A 22,236-nucleotide genomic window follows, 5' to 3' on the forward strand; every position below is an offset into this window, starting at 1 on the left:
TCTTTCTCACAATCTTTGGTTTAACACGTCCAAGAAAATCGTAAGGATCATCGATTACTACTTTTATCGATGTGTTAGATACTAGAACGTAAATTGGAATCCCGCAGATACTGAATTCCTCGATTAACCTGTCTAAATAACAATTAGAACAAAAAAGATTGTTATACTTTAATTCCACACTGTTATTACAAATTAGACAACATTTCATTTTTCTCACCTACCACATCTGCATCATAGTCCATAGTCTTGCCAATAATATACAAGCCATGACTATACTTGCTACTTTAAAAAACATCTTGCTGATTACTTTAGTGATTTTAAGTATCACAATTAGAATTAATAAAATAATTAGCCAGTCATAAAAAGTCATTTGTTCTCCTCCTTTCTAAGTGCCGATACACAAAAAGACACTTTTTTAAGTAAAAGAACAGACTTATCCTGTCCATTTTCACTTAAAAAAGTGTCCTTAAAATTAATAGTCCTCCCGTGTGGTTCGGACGATAGAAATCTTGGTAAAGTTACAATTTTATTCTAACTTGTTGATACTGTAATTGCAATGATCGATTATAATTAGTAAACCTCAGCTGCAGAAGATTAAAATAAAAAGCTCTGTTTCTTGGCAGTTTTAAGATACGGCCAAATTTGTTTCCATAAAAATCGATGTTTTTTAGTTGTCGTGACTGTTACACCTTTTTTATCTATTATGTAAAGATCACCAGTATGAAGGTACCCAATTTCGGGTGTCTTAAATGCTATTTGTATTAATTGAACTTGATTTACATCATTCATTTCTTGTAAATCTTTATGAAATGCAATCATTTCAATTACGTGCGAAAAGACCTCATTTGCTCTCATCCCCATTAGAAAAAGGGGCATCCTTCTTCTACTGTAGTTTTATTGGAAGATGTTAAAGCAAGGATACAAGGTAAAATTTCATTTTCAAACTGCATTTTTGCTTGCTTTCTTTGCTCTTTATTTCCATTAGCAATTAGACCATTTAAAATAATTGCCTTTTCCATTAAAACTGCTTTATCGAATGAAGTAAATTTCATCTGTACTCAACTCCTTATTATTATAATTGTAAGATAAAAAACAGTTTTATTCAAAATTCACTGGTAATTAAAAGCCATATTGAATTCATATCTCAATATGGCTTTTCCAATATTTTTATTTTAATGTCATCGTCAGTAATTCTATTAAACGAGAAACATCTTGTTCTTTTGAAGAATTAATAATAGTAAGTCTTTCAACTAAAGAACGGAAATCGTGCAGTTTTCCAGAATCAAAAGAATGAACTAATTCCTTAGTTAGTACTTCCTTCTCCTCTTCATTTAATGTGTATTCCTTTAACGTTATTGCGAGCTCATTAATAAAATTAACTACTTGTTCAGCATAAGCAGTAGCGGACCCTCGGACCCCTATTTCAAGAGGATTCATATATTGTTGTTGACCTGTAGGATTTATACTGATTGTTTTTATCCTCTGTTGTTTAATTAATTCGTGAAAATCCTTTTCTTTATATAAATTTTTCATACTATTTCCACCGATTCTTTAAATTGAATTTGAAAAATCATTTTTTTAACTCTTCTTTAAATACCTCCCAATTGAATGAAACCCTTTTAATTTTAAGATATTGACGAAGGATTAAAGAGGTTTGATTAAAAGGATAAGTAAGTAGTAACTTATGAATGTAAATGAGTTGATTATCTCTAAAGACCTCTAATTTATACTTTCCAGGATTAATTAACGTGTATTTAACTAAAACTCTGGACTGTTTATCATTGTAAATTGAATTAAAACTATACTTATAACCCTCTATAAATACTGGTGGTTTTTTAACTTTGTTGACAGTAGCCATTTTTTCGAAATTTAGAATATGTTCAGCAATATGAATTATTTCAACTTTATCATTTGCTCTATGTATCGCTTTATGTATATGGCGATCCCATGTTTCGTCTAAAGAGCAATTGAAAATTTTCGATTGCAGGGCCAAAGTTTTTGCTACAGTATATCCTTTCATTGCTTTAATTTCATCTAAAGTTGGTTTATTTTCGCTATTTTGCATAAAGGTTCCTCCTGAAAAAAGTGATTTCCCTTTTAGTCTATCAATAGCGTCAAAAAACCAACTTTAATTACTTAATTGAAAAAAACTACGAAAGATTTTAGATATTTTCTAACATTGACGACTTGTTCTCTTAAGTTTGAAGAAACTTGTTTAGCAAATATTTCACCAGCATCCGTCACTTGAATTAGTCGAACAGTTCTCTTCTCTGGCTCTTTCCAACGGCCTTTAATAGTACCCTCCGCTTCCATTTCGCGAGTGATTTCATAAAGATACCCATTGGAAGGCGCCCATCCAAAGAGTTCGTTTAGCTGTTCATTCACCTCAGCAGCATAAAACTCCGTTCTATTCATACCAAGATTAAAAATCATAAAACGTGTCATGTCTTTAACCGAGATTAATTTAGCAAAGTAAGCTCGAAATTCTTGTTGTAATGGGTATTCAGGATCTTCTGGCTTTTGGCCATCTTTAGTTAAGTAAAAATAGATGCGATCGATCACTTTGAGCATTTCAACAAACTTGTTGTAATAAAGCGACTCGTAATTTTGTAAGTGTTCTCTACCTGAAGCGGTAATGGAATAGTATTTTTTATGTTGTACTTGGGACATTGTTAAATAACCTTCAGCCTCAAGTTTCTTTGCAATTCGAGCAACATAGTCATAAGCAACATTACGGCCAGGAAATAGATCTTCATAGGTATCATGAAGTTCTTTTGGATTAACTTCGGTTTCAGAGGTACGATGCAGCCATAGAAGTTTAACTGTATCTCCAACACTAAAACCGATACGTTTAAAAGTATCCATGTTATCCCTCCTTCACAAACATTCGTTCTCTATTAAGTATCTTATATGTGAATGAAAAGGTAAATAGAAATGATTATTAAAATATCAAAACTTAGATATTTGCAAATAAACGCTTGTAGAAAATAATAGAAATGAATAATAAATAGGAGAATAGTAAATGATATTGTGGAATAAACTATAAATATAAACTAAGGGGTGATTTAAATGAAAGATATTATAGATGTCGATTTAAAGATGCGTGTGAACGAACTTCATAATTGCATTTACTGTATGGAAAAGTTACCAGTAACGGACAAAGAACATATTTTTAACTCTTGCTGGGGCGGAGAACATAAAACTGGCCAAATCATATGTAAACGATGTAATGAGCACTTTTCAAAGATAGATGGTTGTTTACGACCATTTACCAAGTACATTATGAATGCGCAGGAATTTAAAGGCCAACGGCATAAGGCTATACCAGTAATAAAAACAACAAATGGTACAACCATTGAAAGCGGCGGAAAACCCAAAAAGGAATCAAAAATAACTATCACTGAGCTAGAAAATGATTCAGCAAGTATTAGAATTATTGCTAACGGTAAAGGCGAAGCTAGACGGTTGTTTATGGAACACAAAGAACAGATAGAAGATAAAATTAAACGAACGTTGACTGACAAGGAAGTGGATGCTATTCATAAGCAGATCAGCACGTCTCATAAAATCAACGAGTACGTTGGACCCTTAGAAATAACTGAAGAAATTACACCAATAAGCATTTATAGATCCACTGTTCATACACTCATAAAATGTATTGCTATGTATTATCCTGAAATCGCTATTAGTAATGATTTACGGGCAGCTAAAGAATTTGCATACCATGGAAAAGGTGGCTGGACTAAATATGCAATAAATGAAGCTACGCCAGTTGGTACATCAATCTTAGAAGATCCGAATTTAAAAGAAAATGTAAAATGCAATGCAGCTGAGATATACTTCTCAAAATCATTAGGGAAAATAATCGGCCATCTAAAAATACTAGGTTTGATTAATATATGGGTAGAATTATCTGACTCGTATGTTGGCCCGGATAGAATATTAGATGTTATAGAGAAGGTTAAAAGCCGTGAAATGATAAAAGGTATCGGAATTAATTTCCCCTTTGATATGGGACCATTAATCGATAAATTTTAAAGCTCCAACAGAACATCAATTATTCATTAAGTTACAAACGGTTATCGATAAGACGATCGCTTCCCCTAACTTGATATTGGAAGACTTGTTAAAAGATCTGCAAAAAGTATTTGAAAAGTATGAGCATGTTCAGGACCAAAGCATTCAATCAATTGAGGAGATTTACTTCAAGTATTTGCGCGACATTTCGAATTACTTGGAGGCAGAGTTTAATGCTGAAACACTTAGAAGCCAATTATGGGAGAGGGGCCTTCAATTCATATTAGATAACCATGCTAAGAAGAATTTAAATAGCACAGAAGTACAGCACGCATTAGCGAATTTATTAAACTCATTTTTAGCTGAAATAATTGAAAAGGGCAACAAGGCGAGCTAACAATATGAAAACACATATAAAACACACACCTCGATAGACCATATGCCAACGGCATGTTGAACGCTCGCCCCCCGCTGTCTTGCTTACCCCCGTTCAGCTTGTCTGTTCTCTCCCCCCTTACCCCGCGGTCTGTTCGGGTCGTATTCTCCCGTACACAGTAGCAAAAACAGGCGACGTAAATCTGTCGCTTCTTTTTGTTGTGTGGGTGGGCGGTCGGCGCGCTTGCGTGAGCGATAGCGATTCGCTACCCTTCGGGTGATAAGGTAGATAGTTCGTGAAATTGATACCGCAGGGTAAGGAGGATAGAAGGGCGAGATGTATTTTCAAGCGTTGGTCATTCGAGCACCAGGGATGAATATGGATCGGAAGAGAAGAACGTGGGTGGAATGTTTGTTGTATGTGGTCTATCGAGGTGTGTGGAAATATGCTTATTCTTACTGTGTATGTAATGTGTGTGTATAATGTGTGGAGAGTTTCATGAGTGTTTTATCATGCTATTTTTGCTCCAGTTGCAGCTGCATTTTACAGTCACTCAACTCCCTTTTTCATCCTACCATCCTTATTTCTGGGCGATAATCGATGAAATATCCTAATGCTAATTGTACTCCTTCAGCAAATACTCTCGCCTTTTCTTGCTGCATTTTCTCCAATAAATGTTCCTCTCCAGCGACTCTTATGAGTACCTGGCCATCGGCCTTTATAAGGATCTCCCCCTTCGCTTCCTTTAGCATTTGTAGCATCTTTTCTGTCATAGTAAATCCTCCTAACAATGAAAAAAGCACGTAATTCGATGAATGGGCACATTACACCCATTCATCGTTTACATGCTTTGAAAAATCCGCTCCTGTACCGTATGGTTGGAGGTAACCTTGTCTTGTTAATTATTATATCACTTAACGCTATTCATAAATATGTCTATTCATGGAATTATGCTTAACGATAATTGATTTATCATTTTAAGCTATATTAATAATTACTAATGGTTAAATAACCATTGATTAATCGAATATAATAACGTTAATGTAATTAATTTAACCGTTATTATTGAATTATTTTTAACGTAATTAGTTCATCTTGTAATTTTTCAATCATTTCATTTAAGCCATTTTGACTTTCAAATACATAAGAACTCATTTCGCTATTAGTACTTAACTCATATTGAAAAATTTGATAGTTAAACCATGTTGATTGATTATCTCTACTGTAGGTTAGATGATCAAAAATGTTTTGATTATAGAAAACAATTCTTTCATAATCATAAAGACTGACAATGCGTAAATTAGCACACATCCATCTGTATTCATCACTGTCAGTTTCTATATTTAATTTCTTTGCAGTTTCTAAGTGAATCTTCTCTCGATTAATATAAGAATCTTCTAGTAAGACGACACACCCAAATATATTTTCTTTAATGAATTCATTATCACTTTCAAAAGGGACATAATCTTGAGCAAATTTACTTGTGATATGTTTGTATAAAGATTCTAGTTGACCAATTAGTCTTGATTGAGTTGTTTCAATAGAGTTTGTTTTAAGATTCCGTATTGAAATGCTTGGTGCCATACTCTTTATATCAATGAGTAAACATTGTTTGTTATGTTTTATCATTAAATCTAAAGTACGTTCATCGCCCTTCTGTCCTTTATAAACGAATTCTTGTTTGATTTCCTCATATTCAAATGAGGTCTCAGTAATTGCAAATAAGTAACTTTCTAAAACTTCTTTACCGAATACATCACGAATGCCTTTATTGTCCTCTGTTAATCGGAATAATAAAGAAGATGTAACAGATTGGAATACTAAATGAGGAAGTGGCAAAAAGAAATTATCCTCATATTTCACAAACGGGAATTGGCAAAAATACTTGAAACCGTACAAATACTCGTCAATATTTGTAGTAACGTCTTGTTGTAAAAAAATCAGATTTTCTCTTTCAATTACTAGTTTATTTAACACATGCGAGTATTTTTTGAATAAAAAATCGATTATTTTACTAACTAAATCATTATGTTGCAAGTCTTTAGAATAAAAAGCACTAATTAACCAACCAAATTCAGCGAATTCATTATAGTCAGCACCGAATTTTTTCGAAAATTCGGACGTCATATCTACTTTTTCGTTTTTAAAGTTAAAAAAATATTTGTATCTATGATATTTAAAAATAAAAGGTTCTTGTAAATGGAATTGTGTTAAACCAAAAACTATTATTAAATTGTCTAAGAATTCCTCTTTACCTAAATCAAGCGGAGTCGGTATGTATCCTTTAATAGCATTTATTATGGCAATAAATTGTTTATAGGATTTCTTGCTACTAAAAGATCTATTATCGTATTCATTTGTTGATAAGACAGCAAATAAAGCAAATGTTTCTATTTCCCATGGTAAGGCTTTACCGTTTAAATCCTCTATAAAATTTAACCCATTTACATCTACTAGCTTTCTTGAATGCTCTGTGCAGATTCTCATTTTTTCTTTGAATGAATACCGTTTTAATACTACAGGAATTTTATTAAATTCCATATGACTCACCCCCTAAATAAAGTATATATTACCGTTAAAAATTTGTAATATAAAGTCTTATCCAGTCTTGGCTTGAAAATAGAGTTGAACTGGTTTCAAAACTATAGAAAAAGCTATGTCCCTATAGGAACATAGCTATATGATTTGCTGTTATTGATTTCTGATTGTATTTTTGTTCGATTTTTCCAGTAACAAGTATTATATTTCCTTCAACTAATAACGGTTTAATTTTATTATACATGGCCGGGAAGACTGTAACACTACTTGTTCCAAATTCATCGGATACAGTTACAAAGGCCATTTCCTCATCCTTCTTTGTTATCGTTACTTTAACTGCTTCGATTAACCCTGGTACTTTTACAAATTGCCCAACAGCACCTGAATTTGTATTGTGCTGAAGCTCAACAGAGCGTATATTTTCAACTGGATGATTGGAAACAGAGAAACCGCAGGCTTCTATTTCTAATTTGTAGCAGTTATCCTTATTTGTTTGTTCAGCATATGTAGGCTTCCCAAAACCAAAGTCTAAGGATTCATCAGTATATGAATAGTCTGCAGCGCGTTCTAATGACGCCAACAGGGTACCTCGCTTTTGCTTAAATACCTGGTCAAAAGCTCCTGCTTTAATTAGTGCTTCCATAGCTTTAATGTCAAAATTCGAACCAACATTTCTTGCATATTCAAATAAATCACTGCCTATCTCAGCATTCAAATAAGTGTTCAATTTGCTTTCACCAATGCTTTTAACGTTTAATAAACCTAGTCGAACACCTTTACTTTCCGAAGTATTCGTTACTTTAGATTTTTGAATGTCTATTGGTAGTATAGCAACTTTTCTGTCTTTCATTTCAGCAAGTATCCGTTTAATTTTCTGAACATTACCATTTGCTTGATCTAATAATGCAGCATAAAAATGTGAAGGATAATTTGCTTTCAAAAATGCCATACGATAGGTAATAAAACTATAAGCTGTAGCATGGCTCTTAGGGAATCCATACTCTGCAAATTTTACAATTATTGAATAAATCTCCTCAGCTACTTTTACATCGTGATTTTGATTAAGAGCACCTTTAACAAATATTGCTTGTTGTTCCTCTAGTATTTCACGTTTCTTTTTACCGATTGCTCGTCGTAACAAATCAGCCTCTCCCAATGTAAAACCTGCAAAGACTTGTGCTATCCTCATGATCTGCTCCTGGTAAATTATAATTCCGTATGTCTCTTTTAAAATTGGTTCCAGAAGTGGATGTAGATAAGATACCTGTTCGATACCTTGTTTACGCTTTGCATAAGTCGGAATAAATTCCATTGGTCCTGGACGATATAATGCATTTATTGCAATTATATCTTCAAATTTGGTCGGCTTTATTTGATTTAAAGCATCACGCATACCAGGTGATTCCAATTGAAAAATACCTTCAGTCAATCCATTTTGTAATAGATTGAATGTATTTAAGTCGTCCATTGGTATCGTATCTAAAGTCGGTTTAATGTGATATGTTTTTTCAAGTGAAGAAAGGATATTGTCAATAATTCTTAAATTGGCTAACCCTAAAAAGTCCATTTTAAGAACTCCTTCCGCTTCTACTTCATTCATAGTCCATTGAGTTAAATAAACACCGTCGCTTCCTTTCTGAACCGGTACATAGTTTACTAAAGGTTTAGGTGTGAGAACTAGCCCTGCAGCATGTGTAGACTTGTTACGTGATACTCCTTCTAGTCTGCAGCATGTATCAAACCAAATTTGATTACGATTATCTAGGTTTACAAATTCCTGAAACTCTTTTGATTTCTTGTAAACATCTTTTATATTAGTAGCCTTTGATTTATCGATAAGAGTAGACATTGCTTTTAATTCGGCTTCCTCATAATTTAATACTCGGCCAACATCACGAGCGACCGCTTTTGTAGTAAGTGTCCCAACGGTTAATATTTGAGCCACATGATCCTTCCCATATTTCTCATTTACATATTGAATGACCTCGAATCTCCGTGTATCGATAAAATCAATATCTATGTCTGGTAGTGAGATACGATTAGGATTTAAGAATCGCTCAAATAATAACTGATACTGTAGTGGATCCACCTGTGTAATTTGTAAACTATAGGCCACTAATGAACTTGCGGAAGAACCTCTTCCTGGACCTGTTAGGATACCTGCCCTCTTTGAAAACGCCATAAAATCAGCCACAATCAAAAAGTAACTTTCATACCCCATTTTGCTTATTACATCTAGTTCAAAATCTAAGCGCTCTTTATACTCTTTCGGTATTAAACCTTGTTTTCGAATTTTCAATCCTTCGTAGGCAAGCCTATATAAACATTCCTTGGGTGTTTCACCGTTATTTAATGGGTATACAGGCATGTGTGCTTGATATTCACCAAAATCAACATGACAAGCTTCAAGGATTGCTGAAGCAGTTTTTAGCCATTCTGGTTTATCTTTATACCGTTGCTGCAACTCTATAGGAGATGGAAGATATTTAGAATTATCTATTACCTCAAATGATGAAATTTTATCACCTTTTTCTATAGCTCTTAAAACATCGTAAGCAAAGGCATCATCTTTATGGAGATAACAACTTTCATTGAGTGATGTAATTTTGATATCTAATAACTTGGCCAACTCCTGTATTGTATGCTCCTCACTATGTCTAATAAAGTTAGTACGTGCTACACCAAAATACATGTCTTCCTTAAAAATATCCTGAATTGTTTTGATTTCATCGGTAGAACTTAACCAGTGATTATCTAATATCGGGATAACAGCAATAATTCCTTCAGAATAAGGTTTCAACCAATTTAATTTCATCAAACCATCATCGCTTTGCATTATGCCGCTCGATGCTTTAATTAGGTTGCCATATCCTGTTTTATCCTTCGCATATAACAAGATCGGCAACACATTATTAGAACCAAATACAACTTTTACTCTTAACGCAATAACAGGCTTTAAATTGTGTTTTTTGAAAATCGAAACAAACTCCATCAGTCTAAACAAATTCGTATTTGTTACAGCGCATGTTGTTACTTGATTTTGTTTAAGAAACTCTGCTAAGGCCTCTACTTTAATCGTACTTTTTAATGTGTCCATTTCCGTCATGACATTTAGATACATTTTTCTTCTCTCCTTAAATTGTTTTATTTTAGCTATGTACTTTTAGCTATAGATGCTATGATTTAGTCATTTACTTTTTCCTTACAAAAGAAAAAACACCCTATGTAAGCGAGCAGACTAGTCCAATTTTGAATGGATAGTTTGAACACTTACATAGAGTGTTTTAAGTACCTCTACCGTTTGGTTGAGGTTATGAAAGAAAATAAATGATATTTACTATCTCCATTATAAGAAAGTAAACCTAATCATTCAATGTTGTCTTTCATCATTTCAACTATATTAAGTTTTGATCATACCAGTTCTTATACAATGTAAAACGATATTTTGCTGTTTCTCCGATTACTAGGAAAATGAGTATGATAAAGAAAATAATTATTTGTATGATTAAATTATTTGAATTGTAAATTGCAATAGACATAATAACTGTTACAGGTGCTAAAAATAAAGAATTGAATAAACATTCTTTTGTAGTTAATTCTTTAAAGGATGCTTCTCGCATCAATATCGCTTTCTTCACTTGATTAAAACTGATAAGTAAAACCATTGCCCGATTTATCAATTTATGAAGAAAAACCAATCCCAAAATAAAGACTATATTAAACGCAGCTGTCTTATTTGAAAGTTTTAAAAAATAAGCCCCTACTGCACTACACACTAATAGCATAAGAAGTGTGTACGACTTGATATATATTTTAAATAACACTTTATTCTTTGACGGAAAGGTGTTCATTGTTTGTCCCCTCTCTTTACAAAAAAGCCCTCTAATCAGAGGACTTTTATAGATTCAATTATATCACTGTATTAGAGGGAAAAGTATGAAAAACTCTTAGTTTATGCTAAATACTTAATCATGTTCACCATAAATATTTACACGACATGAGCTTTATTTTCAGCCCAAATAATTAGAGGAAAGAATCATTTATTCTCTCAGTAATATTACTAAAATTTTCTTCAAATTGTTCAGGAATGGTTAATTTTAGAATAGCTAAAAAAATGATAGCTTCATCTATAGCTATGTACCAATTAATTTCATGTAATTTATAGAACATAAACGAATCGAGCCTTAAAGCATCACTAAAGATTTCAAATAGCCTTTTATCCTCCATTTATCTTTAATTATCTTCCATCGGTTTTCTTCTTTTTCTACACGTTTTTTTTCGTTCAATTGTTCGGTTATATCAGTTATTTTATTCATAGTCTAATTAATCCTTTCAACTATTTACGCATGTTTTCCATAGTACTCAAAATATCTCAAAATTTGCTGTCCTCCCCATCTCCCCATATCAATAGGAACTGCATTACCGATTTGTTTATATGCATCGTTATCGGTCCCTACAAAAGTAAACCAATCAGGGAAGCCTTGTAACCTCGCCCACTCCCTTACAGAATAAGGTCTTACTTTTACACCATCATTAATTAACCTTGTGGAACGATCCTTCCCATAGTGAGCAACACATGTTGGAGCTATACCATTCAAGTCAGTAATAATGGGTTTATCTCGATACTCGCCGTTTAATCGCTTGTATACATAATCTGGCGTATATACATCGATTCCTACATCTATAATTTCTCCCATAGTTATACGTTGCGATTCTGGATATTCAAGATTGTTAAAGGGCCTTTTGGTTCCAATTACAATTAACCTTTTTCTTTCTTGCGGCAGCCACAAATTAGCATTCACAGGGCACTCTACCCGTACATAATAATTCGGGAGTTTAGTTAGACACTCCATTACGACTTGAAACTTTTTCATACCAGGTACATTCTCAACAATATACACTTCAGGCTGAGCGATGGCCACGTGACGGAAAAAATGCAAAAATAAATCGTCACCTGTTCTGGTTCCATGTATGTCAGCTATACTACTGTATCTAGTACAAGGGAAAGTTCCAATGTAAACATCGGCATCCTGTTGATCTAGTACCGTTATTTTTGTAATGTCTGTCTCGTTAATTTTGTGGTTAAAGTTAAGTCGAAGAGTCGCACAAGCTTTAGGATCAATTTCAAATGATTCTTTAATCTCGATTCCTGCTTCCATCATTCCTAAATCAATGCCCCCGCAGCCGCTAAAGTAGCTTTTAGCTGTTATCATTTTTAAACACCTTCTTATTCAGATATTAAAATTCTAGACCTTTCAATAAGAATTATCTCGCTACATAAATAGCTTGTAAAAAAACCAAAGAACAATGAAAAAACACCGAATAAACGTACTTAAAATACGTCTACTCGGTGCTTCCGATTAATAGTCTATTTATATATTTTATTCACATGTGTATGTAATTAAAATGACTTAGTGCGCAGATAGTGCCTGTTAAGTTAATATGTTTCATATTAACTATAACACGAAGAGAACCTTTTGGAAGCACAATAAGCATGTTTTTCTAGATAACCGCCGCTACTTCTTATTTTATAGTTTTGGGGAGCTCCACACCTATTCATCATACTTCAATATCCTTTCGGATGTTCACAATAATAATGTTTTCTACCTAGCCTACCTCGTTGAGTTTGCTGTCTACCAAGTTGTTTGCAGTATTAAAATATCTACACTTAGTTTTATTCATCTTCTAATTTTATTTTTATAAAAATGTTATTATATAAAAAAGGAGGTATTTTAATGAAATCAGGCTATTTTTTTAATCTCTCAAACGGTAAAAAGATTGATGTCGCTACAAGAATTAATAAAAACGACTTGGGAATTATTGAACCTAACCAAATTGTTCTAATAAGAAATACTGATTTAATCAAGACACATCTTAAAAATTATTCAATGTTTTTTGCATTAGGATACAGAACGTATCCAGCTTATTGACTTTGTATTGTATGGAGAGAAATTTATTTCTTCTCTCCTCACCGAGCTATATTTTTCTTTCAAATATTCTTTTTCAACTATGCTCTGTTTCAATCAAATAAAGTAATCACTGCTCAATATCTATTAAAATTTCAGCGATCCTTAGAGCGATTTTTATTCTAATGTCATCTAATAAATCGCATTCTAATTCGACCTTTTCAATCTTCGATGTGACTTCTTCTGTGCAATTGTTTAGGTATGTAGCTAACTCAGTACACTTAGTAGTAAAATTATCATTCTCTCGTTTGAACATCTCTAACAATTTTTCTGTATTAGCATTTGCCAGTTCTTTCTCGAATTCATGATACTCCCATTCATTTGAAAAATTGCTCTGATGTATCATAAAAACAACCCTATTCCTGTACTTGTCGCTTCTTCTTTGCGCTCGTTCACCCAAGCAAGTCCAACTTCAGAATTTAACCAGTCAGTAACTTTCTTTGTACTATTAAGTGTTTTTGCTACCTCATATTCTTGCATGGTACTCACCATCAAATTGAAGATATTATATCTCCCGTCCCTTCTTAAACATTTGAGTTCCCAAAATCTAAGACCGCAATAATTGTTCGAAGTTTGAATTGATACACTTTTTATAGTCTTATCTACCATGTTTTTTAATCCCTTACAGTATATTTTTTCAATTCTCAAAGATCGGACGACTATTCAAGTTTCTTCATCCAATTTAGGATTTCCTATGTAACAGTCAACGTGAATGAAACCTAATTTTCCGTCATTATCATAATCGAACCAACCACCTTTAGTTGTTTGGTCATCCATTGAGACGTGTTCAGCACAAGCTGAACAACTCCATGTGTCTTCGGGTGTAATTAGTAACCCATCTGTGCACCAACCTGTTTCTGTGCTGGTTTTAGTCATTAGTTTTCCTCCATTCTATAGAGTATTTTCTTTCTAATGCAAATTTTTCACTTTAACAAAATTACTGCCACACTTGCTACAATTACACCTAAAATGAAGCATTTCCAAAAAGAATATTCTTTAAATTTTTCTAAAAACATACCCAAGAAACCAAATGTCAAAATTATAACAACCCAAGCAAACGAGTCTATACCTAATCGATTTATGTTCTCTCACCTTCCTGTACAAAATCCTCATATTATTCAGTAGTCTATTTGTTACACATTTTGTTTTATCAACCATGTTACTTAAAGTGTGCAGTAAATTGTTCCTATCTTTATCGGTTAAAGATTAAATATAGTAAACAAACAAGAATTATAGTTGCAGTAGCAGCAAGTCCATTTAGCTTTAATCTCATCACAATCAACCTTTCTTCTCTATATAATGGTTCTTCTACTGAACAAGATGCCCATATTGTTCAGTAGCTAAATCGACCATCAAAGAACTCTCTAGCTGGTCTTGTATGTCTGATTTTTTCATGGTCATGTTTTGTTTCGTTGTTAAACGGGTGATAGTTCACTGCATATTCAGCCATTCCATTGTGGTTACTTCCTCCTCTTGTTGTCAGTTACCATAATTGTTGCAATTAAAAGTAAAATTATAATTATTCCTATCCCAACACCGCACAATACTAACTGTTCTGTGCTATTGAGGGATGTGATACTCATTAACGTATGACTGTCAAATACACTCATTGATTAACCCTCCTTTAGCCGCCATAAAATTAATACTCCTACACAATTTTTATCGATTACTCATATATCAAAGACCAAACAAATCCCTTTCAACTTCAACCTTTTTCATTTCAGTTAACGCTATTTTCACATCAATTTTGTCTTTGCCCATTAATCGTGTGTTCTTAAAAAAATCCCTCGCTTCTTTTTCAGCTTCATCAACTGAACGGTTTTTAAGTTCCATTTCTGCAAATTTAACTTTTTTATTTTTAGCCAATTTCATAGACCCCTCTTCTGTACAAAACCTTTCGATTACTCTTGAAACTCAACTTCCACTTCCACGAATTCAAAGTGTTTCATCATATGAGTGTATCCAGTGTTGCAAATGGCATCTTTACCAAACTTAGAATAAATAGCCTCTTCCCATTTTTTCATCCAATTTTCTGCATCAGCTTTGTTGTAAATGATGTTTGCTGCGTTTAAATCTGCTGTAAGCCCCTCATCTTCATCCCCTGAATAATACTGTTCTACTTCACTGTCGTTAAATTCATCTTTCAAACGTAGCACCCATGCTTCTTGTTTTTCTGCCACCCACTTAGCCTCCTTCACAAAATTCAACTATTCTTTATAGCCTCACCGCTCATTTATCATCATGTGGTATTTAAACCAAATTCGTTCTTTTTCCCAAAGTTGATTTTGGTCTATAAAGCAATACTTACCCTCTGTTCTAGCTAAATAAAAAGATAGCATTCTATCAGCTAGAGCTTTCAATTCGTTCAATGACATTCTTTTAAGTTCATCATCCGTCGGCAAATCCTCTAATTTTCCACTCTTTTTGCCATCCTTCATGTACAAATTCTTTCTTACACTTGTTTAACGCTCACCAATCTCTTCTAGTAATTGGTAGCAATGTTTATATCCCTTCATCAACAATCTCTGAATATCTGAAACTTTGTAATCAGGCTTTGTTTGAATAAATTTCTTTATTTTTTCAATTTCCTTACTACGGTTTAAATACTCATCATGCATCTCTGATAAAATTTGGTCTACAGCAGCATCCCTACGCCCCCTATACCGCTCAACAAACACTTCTTTATCCTCTAATGAAGTACCTTCAAACTTTAAATTGAACAATTGCTCAGTAAGTTGAATATTGAAGTTTAAATACTGCTCTCTAGCTTCTACTTGATTCATTTCCCTTCTCTCCTTTTTCAACAATATGTTTCTAAAACGAAAATTTATAAATGGTTAAGAACGATTCCTAGCGCGCATTTCTGCACGTCGTTCTTTATGCTCTTCCCAGTACTCTTCACGATAAGATTCTTTCATACAATATTTAAGCTTTTTATCCTCTGTAAAAATTTCTAGCCAATCTTCATTCCATTTGGCTCGCAACGTAGCCATTGTGGAGGGTTTAGGGTTAGCGTAATGGGTTTGCACGTTTTCCAGAAGCTCATCTATAGTCAGCCCTGTACGGTGAAAATATAAGCATTCTTTTATTTTCTCAATTGTAAGCTTATATTCCGTTATTGTTTCCCCGCCCTTAGAACCACCGATATTTACCAAATGGATTTCATCATTGATACGATCCGCTATATGGAAATACTTTGAACGTCGTTGTCGTTTTCCCCAGTAAATAATTTTTACACCTTTGGTTTCTGAAAAAGTTCTCGGATTTGCGTTATAATACATTAATCCAATACCTAATCCTTTTATCCAATCTAATACGAATTTTCGATGTTGGCTTTTTGGCTGTGGTACGAGAATAAATACATAATCAACTAGACTCTTGCGGTTTATTGCCTGTTCAATCACTTTGAAGTTTAGTGATGTTTTCATTTCCACACCTATATATACATTTCCATGTCTACCTACGACATCTATATCGTTGACCTCAGCATATACTTGCTGGCATCCCATTTTTTGATACAAGAACTCCTTTAACGGTTCGAACAAATCGGATTCTTTCACATAATCAATCCCTTTCGAAGTTGTACAATATCTTTCTAACACGAACATTTTAAACGATATGATTGCTATTTCTTTGGGGCTTTCCCTTCATCCAGATCACCATATTCAACCTTCACATCCATGTCTAAATGGCTACAAATTGCTTTAATCCCTTGAGCAATGAAATACTGTTTATTCACAGCCAACTTTTGATCGTTTGCATTATCAAGACACTTACATAAAGTTTCAACAAATTCATCTTGCTCAGCCGAAATCCGTTTGTTCTCTGAAATCAATTTATCGTATCTATCTGCTTTATCTTTTATGGATTGAAAACTTTCGTAGTTAATTGTGACTGTAGCATTTTTCATTTTCTCGTCATCATCCTCTCTTGCACAATTTTTTCGACTATTCCTTATTCCATTCCCACAAGTTCAATTTTCCTTTGGCTGGAATTGGCTCTGGTAACACTTGCAAATTTGCTAACTCCCATGCGTAGCGGCCTTCATCGTAATCACCAAAATAAACTTCATCACCTTCGAGTTTTTTTTCGAATTCAACACCAGCAGAACTTATTTCGTTCGGTACTTTGTGACAATCAATTAAATCAACAACAGCCAACACAACAGCCGTATGTAAATCTTTATAACTTTCAATACCATGCTTATGAAGTGCTTGTTTAATAGGCAGGTAGTCGCACGCTTCTTTATCAATCTGCTTCCCTGCATGAATTGCTAAAGGACCACGATGCTTTGTTTGCCAAGAACGTGTTTCGAATTTCTTTTCACCAAGAGCAATTAAGGTTGCCCATGGCTGTTTTATGGTAATTGTTTTCATAGAATTTATCCTCCCTGATCATTTTTTACTTTTCGGTTCAAATAAATCATTAATTTTCCATACACTTAGCTCATATCTTTCAACAAGATATTTTAGAAAATCGTAATAACACTGACCTGTAGCTTCAAAGTCCCATTCTTCACCCATAAGCTTGGTAATGATGTTTATTTGTCCCCTTTTAAAGTAGCTTAATTGTTGATACGCTAGCCCTGTTTCGTTTTTCTCGATTCGAATGTAATCATTAATTAAAGTTGTAATAACTTCTCTTATATTTGAAGAGGATATTTGAATTGTTGACACTTCCAATTTTTTCTCTCCTTGCTGTACATTATTATTATCTCTTTCACAAACCTTGTAAAAAAATCAAAGGGAAATAAAAAAGCACCGAATAAACGTAAATAAATACGTCTATTCGGTGCTTCCGAATTGTTTTAGATATTATGGATATTATATTCTATTAAACCCTCTTTTACCATACCCTAAATTCTAATGGATTCTCAACACTAAATAATTTTATTAAAAGTAAGAATATTAACCTTATTTACTAAGGAATTTTATAGTATTCCGTTCTAACATCTTTTCTAAATAGTAAATTTGTGAAGGCTTAGTCCGGTTTGTAAAATACTGTTTTATGTATTCCTCTGTAATGATATTCGACTTATAATGGATATAATCTTTATTACCATTATTCCAAATAGTCATAGTAACACATATATCCTTTGTGGCAGCTTCAATTACCATCCAAGATTCATTAACATCACGCACACATACTTTTAGTTCTTTATCTTTTATTCCATTCTCTTGTAGTAAAGGTAGTACATGATCATTCAATAAGTATGCCTCATGTTCAGGTATAGGTCTCGATTTTTTGTTACTTTTTGTAGTTGGTTGATTGAATATTTCATCATCAAAAAGACTAAATTGTTCAAGAACCATCACAATTCATCTCCTTACTTCCTTCTTAATTACATTCCCTAAAGGCTTTTATGTAGTCTTATATACATTGTCTGAAACCTTATGAAGAATAACATATGAAGCTAGTAAATAACTTTTGCTTTTAATTTTAATCAAATGACGTTCAGCCTCGCTATAGAAAAGAAACGTTGTCTTTGGCTCTCCTACCATAGTTATTTTTGTATAAACTAGCCCTAAGTACTGTATTGCATTGACTGAGCTTAAATCCATTGACTTTAAAATATTTATGTCTGTAATTTCTTTCATTTCCACAGTCCAACACCCTCATTAATTGCAATTTTCTCCGCTTCTTTAAATTGATCTAAGTAACGGATATTTGGAGGGAACACGTAAGCTACCTTCGCTAACCCCTCTTTTAAAAGGATTTCTTGTACAGATACACCATCCACAAATATATAGGCCAATAATCGCTGGTACTTATCGTAATGATCTCCTTCATCCGTCTCTATTATTATCTCGTTAGCAGACTGTAAGAGCTCAGTAGTTCGTGCCTTGGCCGCTTCAGCGAAAGGTTGGGGCTTTCCAGTTTTCTTATCTTTCATCTCAGCACTATCGATAAGTAAAAAACGAACTTTAATTTGCTCCCCGATACTCCCCTTGCTTTTGCCAATCCTTTCGAATACCGCAGTATCACCGTCACTTGCCCATAAAAATTTAACTTTCTCCTGATTTGATTCTAATATAGGTGCTTCTTCAACTACTCCACTTTCTAATTTTGCCATCATTTGTTCGTTTACTTCATAAATAACAGATGGCTCTTTCTTAGGACTAGTTTGATCAGCCTCACAAGCAGCTAATGATAGGGTTAATAAACTGATTGTAAGTATTCGTTTCCAGTTCATGTCTCATCCTCTTTTCTGTCTATATTCAAGTTCTATCTAAGCATGTTTTAAAGCTTTTGTATAAAAACGCTACTAATATATAAATTTCTCAATTAAGCAATGAAGCGGTATTCTTTTTGAATGTCCGTAGTTACATCGAAAATATCTCTTTAACATTCAGGTAAATAACATTCCAAAAATGCGACAATCCTCTTCGAATTTTTGTTTTGACCAAGACTGTTTAACGTTTCGTACACTAATCGTGATATACCGTTACACCGAAAAAGCCCTTAATGCAAGGGCTTTTCCAAACTCATGAAGCTTCTACTTCATCTTGTATCGTTATTTTATTTTTTCCAGTGTTTTTAGAAATGTACATACGTTCGTCAGCAGTCTTTAGTAGTTCTTCGACTGAACCTTGCCCCACAGCAATACCAATTGACATAGTGATGTTTATCTCTTTTCGGACTGCTTCCAAGATTTTTTCAGCAAGGCGTTCAGTGAACATAGTGTTAGTCACTAATCCAATCAATTCTTCTCCACCGTACCTAACCCCAAAACCGTAACCATTTAAAATTCTTCGAATAACTTCCCCTGTTTGCTGTAATACAAGATCACCATGCTCATGGCCTTTTTCATCATTCAATTTTTTAAAATTATCGATGTCACAAAAGATAATTCCTATTTCTTGAAGCTGTACTAATTGTTCTGCCTTTTTAAATAGCCAGCGTCGGTTATAAAGGCCTGTAAGGGTATCAGTAATGACATTCTCACTAGCATTTCTCATCATGCTTAAAAGCTGCGCTGTGTGCTTAATATGGTTTAGCACAAAATAGATTGTCGCACCGCTCCAAATAAATGTATCTGTGTTTGTTGTAATTGTTAAAAATGCTGAGAGTGACATGATTAATACAGCTGATCGATCTTTAAATTCACCGTATTTATATCCCCCATAAATCAAATAGAGCATTAAAAAAATCAAGGCTATTCCTTTTACAAAGGGGATGAAGGTAGCTATGACTAGTAAAGCTATAACTATTTTGCTAATAAAGTGTTCATTCAATAACCAGGGCTTTACAAACTCTATTAAAAAAATGCTCATCATTAAAAATGGGATATAAAAATTTAACTGGAGCGGCAGCCATATATAAATACCAGCTGATAGTAATAATAGTAATTGACCAATTAACAGTAACATGTTTTCTTTTCTAGCATTTTTCATGTTAATGGCCATGTTAAATTGCAATCTTATGTATTGATATAATGCACTCAACACAATAGTTAATATTGGCATTGGACTCATCCTTTCTTTTTCCTGCTCTCAAATTCACTTCTTAGTTTTAAGAGCTCTTCTTATATTCATTTTCAACTAAACGTTAACTTCTCTAGATTCACAATTTCGTATTCCAAATTGTTATCTTTTCTCTTTAACTGTCCTATTAAAAAGCCACATGGAAGTACGTCTTTACCCGCAGCAATTGCTTTCTTTTTTGTTTTAAAGGGGGCATTTTCCCATTCTAATTCTTTACTATGTGCGAAAGTCCAATGCCCTTCGAGATCCTGACATGATTCCTCATTTTGTTCCATCGATGATCCCCGATATTTTTTCATATTTATTCATTCTCCTTTATAAAAAAATTCTATAATGTCTTATTTCACTTCTCCTATCCAATACAAAAACCCGCTTCAAAATGCCAATAGAAGTCATTGAAATAAACCATGACAATTGGTATTTTGAAGCGGGTTCTTCCCGATAATGTATTTAGTTGATTAAATCTTATCAAATATTTTAATATGATACAATCCTATTTATGAGCAGTAACAAATATGGTATAATTCATTATTGTATCCATAAAAGGGCGACCAATTCTTAAGCAGTGGTGTTATAACACTACTGCTTTATTTTTCTTTAGATAACATCGTTACTCATTTTCGACATTTCTTTGTTCTACAATGTCTGAAATATTTATTACTCGTTCACCACTGAACTCCTTTTGAACAAACTTGTTACTGCTATGCACGCCATAAATTGTGGAATGAAATCACCCTTACTCCAATCCCAATATTCGCTACTACTATGTGTTTCTAGATTAGTTTTTCTAACCTTAATATTTACACATATATTTCTAAATTTAAATATTTTCCTCAAAATATAAACAGTAATTTTATTATTAGATTGTATGCTAACTGTAGGATTTACAGCCTGTATTTCTCTTATGTTGTTACCAAAATTAACGAGCGCTTTAATCATAATTAAACTTCTCCCTCCCTATGCAATTTTTTCAAAATCCCACTCCTAGATGCTGAGCATTTTCTTTCTGACACGAACACATTTAAAAACGATATGATTGTTATTTCTTTGGCGCTTTCCCTTAATCCAACTCTCCATATTCAATTATCAAATCCATATCAAAATAGTCACAGATTGATTTTATCGGTAAACTTCTTCTGTTGTTCTGCTAATAATATCTGATTCTGATAAGCTAGCTACTTTAACGGAATACGCATGTCCACATTTTGAACATTTGCCATCTATTCTAGGACTCCAATTATCAGATGGATATTCATGTTCAAGTACATTGTCACAACTTTCTGTAAAACATCTAATTTTCAAATGAACTCTTGTATAATCAAATATAGGTCCCATCCACATAAAATTTTCATACCCTCCTTATTAATATTTTCCTCAAAATCTTCAGTAATATTTTGTAGTTTCAAGTGGAATAAACTCATCTATTTTCGTATCAAATGTTTTTTCAGCAGCTATAATGTTTCCATCACGTGCCTGATCCATTGCTTCTTCATCAGAATCTGCTTCCACGACTACCAATACTCTTTGGGTTATTTTTTGCTCACCAATTATTCTATATAATGGCATTATTTACCTTTCTCCTTTATTGAACATTTTCGTCAAATGTACAGTAACATTTACTTTTACTTCTTTACAATTGCAATTAACCAATTCAAAACGCCTGGTTTCCAAACTTTTTTTGTGCCTATAATCAAATCCAATACTATAAATCCAAATAAAGAACATAACAGTATACTTTTAAACAAGATGTGTTCCCCTTTTTCCTACTGAACAACATGCTCATATTGTTCAGTTAGATATTTTCTTTAAAGAGTTTATCAGGTCATTGTAAAACCTCTCAGATACAGTAAAGCCA

30 protein-coding genes are annotated in these 22,236 nt (G+C 33.3%); 3 read left to right on the forward strand and 27 right to left on the reverse strand.

The window, feature by feature from the left end:
- Positions 1-594: 594 nt before the first annotated feature.
- From HCH28_RS18980 to HCH28_RS19000, 5 genes are all read right to left on the reverse strand, one after another.
- Positions 595-861 (reverse strand): hypothetical protein, encoded by a 267-nt coding sequence (locus tag HCH28_RS18980; protein ID WP_221682661.1) that lies wholly within the window; start codon positions 859-861, stop codon positions 595-597.
- Positions 861-1,052, reverse strand: coding sequence for a hypothetical protein (locus HCH28_RS18985; protein ID WP_221682662.1), 192 nt, complete (start codon positions 1,050-1,052; stop codon positions 861-863). Before HCH28_RS18985 ends, HCH28_RS18980 begins: the two co-directional genes overlap by 1 nt.
- Before the next feature lie 115 nt (positions 1,053-1,167).
- Entirely contained in the window at positions 1,168-1,533 is a 366-nt protein-coding gene (locus HCH28_RS18990) for a hypothetical protein (RefSeq protein ID WP_221682663.1), read from the reverse strand.
- A 37-nt stretch (positions 1,534-1,570) separates the two neighbouring features.
- A complete protein-coding gene (locus HCH28_RS18995) occupies positions 1,571-2,065 on the reverse strand; it encodes a hypothetical protein (RefSeq protein ID WP_221682664.1) in 495 nt (164 codons plus the stop codon).
- A gap of 71 nt (positions 2,066-2,136) precedes the next feature.
- Positions 2,137-2,865: a helix-turn-helix transcriptional regulator gene (locus HCH28_RS19000; protein WP_221682665.1), complete on the reverse strand. Its 729-nt coding sequence runs from the start codon at positions 2,863-2,865 to the stop codon at positions 2,137-2,139.
- 204 nt (positions 2,866-3,069) lie between these two features.
- Between HCH28_RS19000 and HCH28_RS19005 the strand changes: the two genes are divergently transcribed.
- A complete protein-coding gene (locus HCH28_RS19005) occupies positions 3,070-4,038 on the forward strand; it encodes an HNH endonuclease (RefSeq protein ID WP_221682666.1) in 969 nt (322 codons plus the stop codon).
- 85 nt (positions 4,039-4,123) lie between these two features.
- A complete protein-coding gene (locus HCH28_RS19010) occupies positions 4,124-4,414 on the forward strand; it encodes a hypothetical protein (RefSeq protein ID WP_221682667.1) in 291 nt (96 codons plus the stop codon).
- A 545-nt stretch (positions 4,415-4,959) separates the two neighbouring features.
- Here the strand turns inward: HCH28_RS19010 and HCH28_RS19015 are convergent.
- The 5 genes from HCH28_RS19015 to HCH28_RS19035 all read right to left on the reverse strand — a co-directional run bounded on the left by HCH28_RS19015 (position 4,960) and on the right by HCH28_RS19035 (position 12,144).
- Positions 4,960-5,166, reverse strand: coding sequence for a hypothetical protein (locus HCH28_RS19015; protein WP_221682668.1), 207 nt, complete (start codon positions 5,164-5,166; stop codon positions 4,960-4,962).
- A gap of 289 nt (positions 5,167-5,455) precedes the next feature.
- The gene (locus tag HCH28_RS19020) at positions 5,456-6,934 is read right to left on the reverse strand and encodes a hypothetical protein (protein WP_221682669.1); all 1,479 of its coding nucleotides are present in this window, start codon (positions 6,932-6,934) and stop codon (positions 5,456-5,458) included.
- Between the two features lie 121 nt (positions 6,935-7,055).
- On the reverse strand, positions 7,056-10,052 hold the full coding sequence (locus HCH28_RS19025; protein ID WP_221682670.1) for a DNA polymerase III subunit alpha: 2,997 nt from the start codon (positions 10,050-10,052) through the stop codon (positions 7,056-7,058).
- A 274-nt stretch (positions 10,053-10,326) separates the two neighbouring features.
- A complete protein-coding gene (locus HCH28_RS19030; RefSeq protein WP_221682671.1) occupies positions 10,327-10,782 on the reverse strand; it encodes a hypothetical protein in 456 nt (151 codons plus the stop codon).
- A gap of 489 nt (positions 10,783-11,271) precedes the next feature.
- Positions 11,272-12,144, reverse strand: coding sequence for a DNA cytosine methyltransferase (locus tag HCH28_RS19035; RefSeq protein WP_221682672.1), 873 nt, complete (start codon positions 12,142-12,144; stop codon positions 11,272-11,274).
- A gap of 522 nt (positions 12,145-12,666) precedes the next feature.
- Between HCH28_RS19035 and HCH28_RS19040 the strand changes: the two genes are divergently transcribed.
- On the forward strand, positions 12,667-12,861 hold the full coding sequence (locus tag HCH28_RS19040; protein ID WP_221682673.1) for a hypothetical protein: 195 nt from the start codon (positions 12,667-12,669) through the stop codon (positions 12,859-12,861).
- Between the two features lie 106 nt (positions 12,862-12,967).
- Here HCH28_RS19040 and HCH28_RS19045 read toward each other — a convergent pair whose 3' ends face one another.
- The 17 genes from HCH28_RS19045 to HCH28_RS19125 form a co-directional block, all read right to left on the reverse strand.
- A complete protein-coding gene (locus tag HCH28_RS19045; RefSeq protein WP_221682674.1) occupies positions 12,968-13,243 on the reverse strand; it encodes a hypothetical protein in 276 nt (91 codons plus the stop codon).
- Positions 13,240-13,377, reverse strand: coding sequence for a hypothetical protein (locus tag HCH28_RS19050; RefSeq protein WP_221682675.1), 138 nt, complete (start codon positions 13,375-13,377; stop codon positions 13,240-13,242). Before HCH28_RS19050 ends, HCH28_RS19045 begins: the two co-directional genes overlap by 4 nt.
- Positions 13,378-13,560: 183 nt before the next feature.
- Positions 13,561-13,773: a hypothetical protein gene (locus tag HCH28_RS19055; protein WP_221682676.1), complete on the reverse strand. Its 213-nt coding sequence runs from the start codon at positions 13,771-13,773 to the stop codon at positions 13,561-13,563.
- A gap of 801 nt (positions 13,774-14,574) precedes the next feature.
- Positions 14,575-14,763, reverse strand: a complete 189-nt coding sequence (locus HCH28_RS19060; RefSeq protein ID WP_221682677.1) for a hypothetical protein — start codon at positions 14,761-14,763, stop codon at positions 14,575-14,577.
- Between the two features lie 35 nt (positions 14,764-14,798).
- Positions 14,799-15,077, reverse strand: coding sequence for a hypothetical protein (locus tag HCH28_RS19065; protein ID WP_221682678.1), 279 nt, complete (start codon positions 15,075-15,077; stop codon positions 14,799-14,801).
- 42 nt (positions 15,078-15,119) lie between these two features.
- Positions 15,120-15,335 (reverse strand): hypothetical protein, encoded by a 216-nt coding sequence (locus HCH28_RS19070; protein ID WP_221682679.1) that lies wholly within the window; start codon positions 15,333-15,335, stop codon positions 15,120-15,122.
- A 24-nt stretch (positions 15,336-15,359) separates the two neighbouring features.
- Positions 15,360-15,680 carry a hypothetical protein gene (locus HCH28_RS19075; protein ID WP_221682680.1) on the reverse strand — a complete coding sequence of 107 codons (321 nt, stop codon included), beginning with the start codon at positions 15,678-15,680 and terminating at the stop codon, positions 15,360-15,362.
- A gap of 54 nt (positions 15,681-15,734) precedes the next feature.
- Positions 15,735-16,457 (reverse strand): hypothetical protein, encoded by a 723-nt coding sequence (locus tag HCH28_RS19080; RefSeq protein WP_221682681.1) that lies wholly within the window; start codon positions 16,455-16,457, stop codon positions 15,735-15,737.
- Positions 16,458-16,522: 65 nt separating this feature from the next.
- The gene (locus HCH28_RS19085) at positions 16,523-16,807 is read right to left on the reverse strand and encodes a hypothetical protein (protein WP_221682682.1); all 285 of its coding nucleotides are present in this window, start codon (positions 16,805-16,807) and stop codon (positions 16,523-16,525) included.
- A 37-nt stretch (positions 16,808-16,844) separates the two neighbouring features.
- Entirely contained in the window at positions 16,845-17,273 is a 429-nt protein-coding gene (locus HCH28_RS19090; protein WP_221682683.1) for an ASCH domain-containing protein, read from the reverse strand.
- Positions 17,274-17,291: 18 nt separating this feature from the next.
- Positions 17,292-17,579 carry a hypothetical protein gene (locus HCH28_RS19095; RefSeq protein WP_221682684.1) on the reverse strand — a complete coding sequence of 96 codons (288 nt, stop codon included), beginning with the start codon at positions 17,577-17,579 and terminating at the stop codon, positions 17,292-17,294.
- Positions 17,580-17,810: 231 nt separating this feature from the next.
- Positions 17,811-18,209 (reverse strand): hypothetical protein, encoded by a 399-nt coding sequence (locus HCH28_RS19100; RefSeq protein ID WP_221682685.1) that lies wholly within the window; start codon positions 18,207-18,209, stop codon positions 17,811-17,813.
- Positions 18,210-18,257: 48 nt separating this feature from the next.
- Positions 18,258-18,500, reverse strand: a complete 243-nt coding sequence (locus HCH28_RS19105) for a hypothetical protein (protein ID WP_221682686.1) — start codon at positions 18,498-18,500, stop codon at positions 18,258-18,260.
- Positions 18,491-19,090, reverse strand: coding sequence for a thermonuclease family protein (locus tag HCH28_RS19110; RefSeq protein ID WP_255601686.1), 600 nt, complete (start codon positions 19,088-19,090; stop codon positions 18,491-18,493). Before HCH28_RS19110 ends, HCH28_RS19105 begins: the two co-directional genes overlap by 10 nt.
- Positions 19,091-19,382: 292 nt before the next feature.
- Positions 19,383-20,363: a GGDEF domain-containing protein gene (locus tag HCH28_RS19115; protein WP_221682687.1), complete on the reverse strand. Its 981-nt coding sequence runs from the start codon at positions 20,361-20,363 to the stop codon at positions 19,383-19,385.
- A 71-nt stretch (positions 20,364-20,434) separates the two neighbouring features.
- Positions 20,435-20,680, reverse strand: a complete 246-nt coding sequence (locus tag HCH28_RS19120) for a hypothetical protein (RefSeq protein WP_221682688.1) — start codon at positions 20,678-20,680, stop codon at positions 20,435-20,437.
- A gap of 1,084 nt (positions 20,681-21,764) precedes the next feature.
- Positions 21,765-21,947, reverse strand: coding sequence for a hypothetical protein (locus HCH28_RS19125; protein ID WP_221682689.1), 183 nt, complete (start codon positions 21,945-21,947; stop codon positions 21,765-21,767).
- Positions 21,948-22,236 lie beyond the last annotated feature (289 nt).

The organism is Lysinibacillus sp. K60, assembly GCF_019731275.1.
GTDB classification, from domain to species: domain Bacteria; phylum Bacillota; class Bacilli; order Bacillales_A; family Planococcaceae; genus Lysinibacillus; species Lysinibacillus capsici.

Excerpts from the sequence above, each read along its gene's own strand:
- HCH28_RS18980 (WP_221682661.1), bottom strand. The coding sequence starts at position 861 with ATGGGGATGAGAGCAAATGAGGTCTTTTCGCACGTAATTGAAATGATT.
- HCH28_RS18985 (WP_221682662.1), bottom strand. The coding sequence starts at position 1,052 with ATGAAATTTACTTCATTCGATAAAGCAGTTTTAATGGAAAAGGCAATT.
- HCH28_RS18990 (WP_221682663.1), bottom strand. The coding sequence starts at position 1,533 with ATGAAAAATTTATATAAAGAAAAGGATTTTCACGAATTAATTAAACAA.
- HCH28_RS18995 (WP_221682664.1), bottom strand. The coding sequence starts at position 2,065 with ATGCAAAATAGCGAAAATAAACCAACTTTAGATGAAATTAAAGCAATG.
- HCH28_RS19000 (WP_221682665.1), bottom strand. The coding sequence starts at position 2,865 with ATGGATACTTTTAAACGTATCGGTTTTAGTGTTGGAGATACAGTTAAA.
- HCH28_RS19005 (WP_221682666.1), top strand. The coding sequence starts at position 3,070 with ATGAAAGATATTATAGATGTCGATTTAAAGATGCGTGTGAACGAACTT.
- HCH28_RS19015 (WP_221682668.1), bottom strand. The coding sequence starts at position 5,166 with ATGACAGAAAAGATGCTACAAATGCTAAAGGAAGCGAAGGGGGAGATC.
- HCH28_RS19020 (WP_221682669.1), bottom strand. The coding sequence starts at position 6,934 with ATGGAATTTAATAAAATTCCTGTAGTATTAAAACGGTATTCATTCAAA.
- HCH28_RS19025 (WP_221682670.1), bottom strand. The coding sequence starts at position 10,052 with ATGTATCTAAATGTCATGACGGAAATGGACACATTAAAAAGTACGATT.
- HCH28_RS19030 (WP_221682671.1), bottom strand. The coding sequence starts at position 10,782 with ATGAACACCTTTCCGTCAAAGAATAAAGTGTTATTTAAAATATATATC.
- HCH28_RS19035 (WP_221682672.1), bottom strand. The coding sequence starts at position 12,144 with ATGATAACAGCTAAAAGCTACTTTAGCGGCTGCGGGGGCATTGATTTA.
- HCH28_RS19040 (WP_221682673.1), top strand. The coding sequence starts at position 12,667 with ATGAAATCAGGCTATTTTTTTAATCTCTCAAACGGTAAAAAGATTGAT.
- HCH28_RS19045 (WP_221682674.1), bottom strand. The coding sequence starts at position 13,243 with ATGATACATCAGAGCAATTTTTCAAATGAATGGGAGTATCATGAATTC.
- HCH28_RS19050 (WP_221682675.1), bottom strand. The coding sequence starts at position 13,377 with ATGCAAGAATATGAGGTAGCAAAAACACTTAATAGTACAAAGAAAGTT.
- HCH28_RS19055 (WP_221682676.1), bottom strand. The coding sequence starts at position 13,773 with ATGACTAAAACCAGCACAGAAACAGGTTGGTGCACAGATGGGTTACTA.
- HCH28_RS19070 (WP_221682679.1), bottom strand. The coding sequence starts at position 15,335 with ATGAAGGATGGCAAAAAGAGTGGAAAATTAGAGGATTTGCCGACGGAT.
- HCH28_RS19075 (WP_221682680.1), bottom strand. The coding sequence starts at position 15,680 with ATGAATCAAGTAGAAGCTAGAGAGCAGTATTTAAACTTCAATATTCAA.
- HCH28_RS19085 (WP_221682682.1), bottom strand. The coding sequence starts at position 16,807 with ATGAAAAATGCTACAGTCACAATTAACTACGAAAGTTTTCAATCCATA.
- HCH28_RS19090 (WP_221682683.1), bottom strand. The coding sequence starts at position 17,273 with ATGAAAACAATTACCATAAAACAGCCATGGGCAACCTTAATTGCTCTT.
- HCH28_RS19100 (WP_221682685.1), bottom strand. The coding sequence starts at position 18,209 with ATGGTTCTTGAACAATTTAGTCTTTTTGATGATGAAATATTCAATCAA.
- HCH28_RS19110 (WP_255601686.1), bottom strand. The coding sequence starts at position 19,090 with ATGAACTGGAAACGAATACTTACAATCAGTTTATTAACCCTATCATTA.
- HCH28_RS19115 (WP_221682687.1), bottom strand. The coding sequence starts at position 20,363 with ATGCCAATATTAACTATTGTGTTGAGTGCATTATATCAATACATAAGA.
- HCH28_RS19120 (WP_221682688.1), bottom strand. The coding sequence starts at position 20,680 with ATGAAAAAATATCGGGGATCATCGATGGAACAAAATGAGGAATCATGT.
- HCH28_RS19125 (WP_221682689.1), bottom strand. The coding sequence starts at position 21,947 with ATGCCATTATATAGAATAATTGGTGAGCAAAAAATAACCCAAAGAGTA.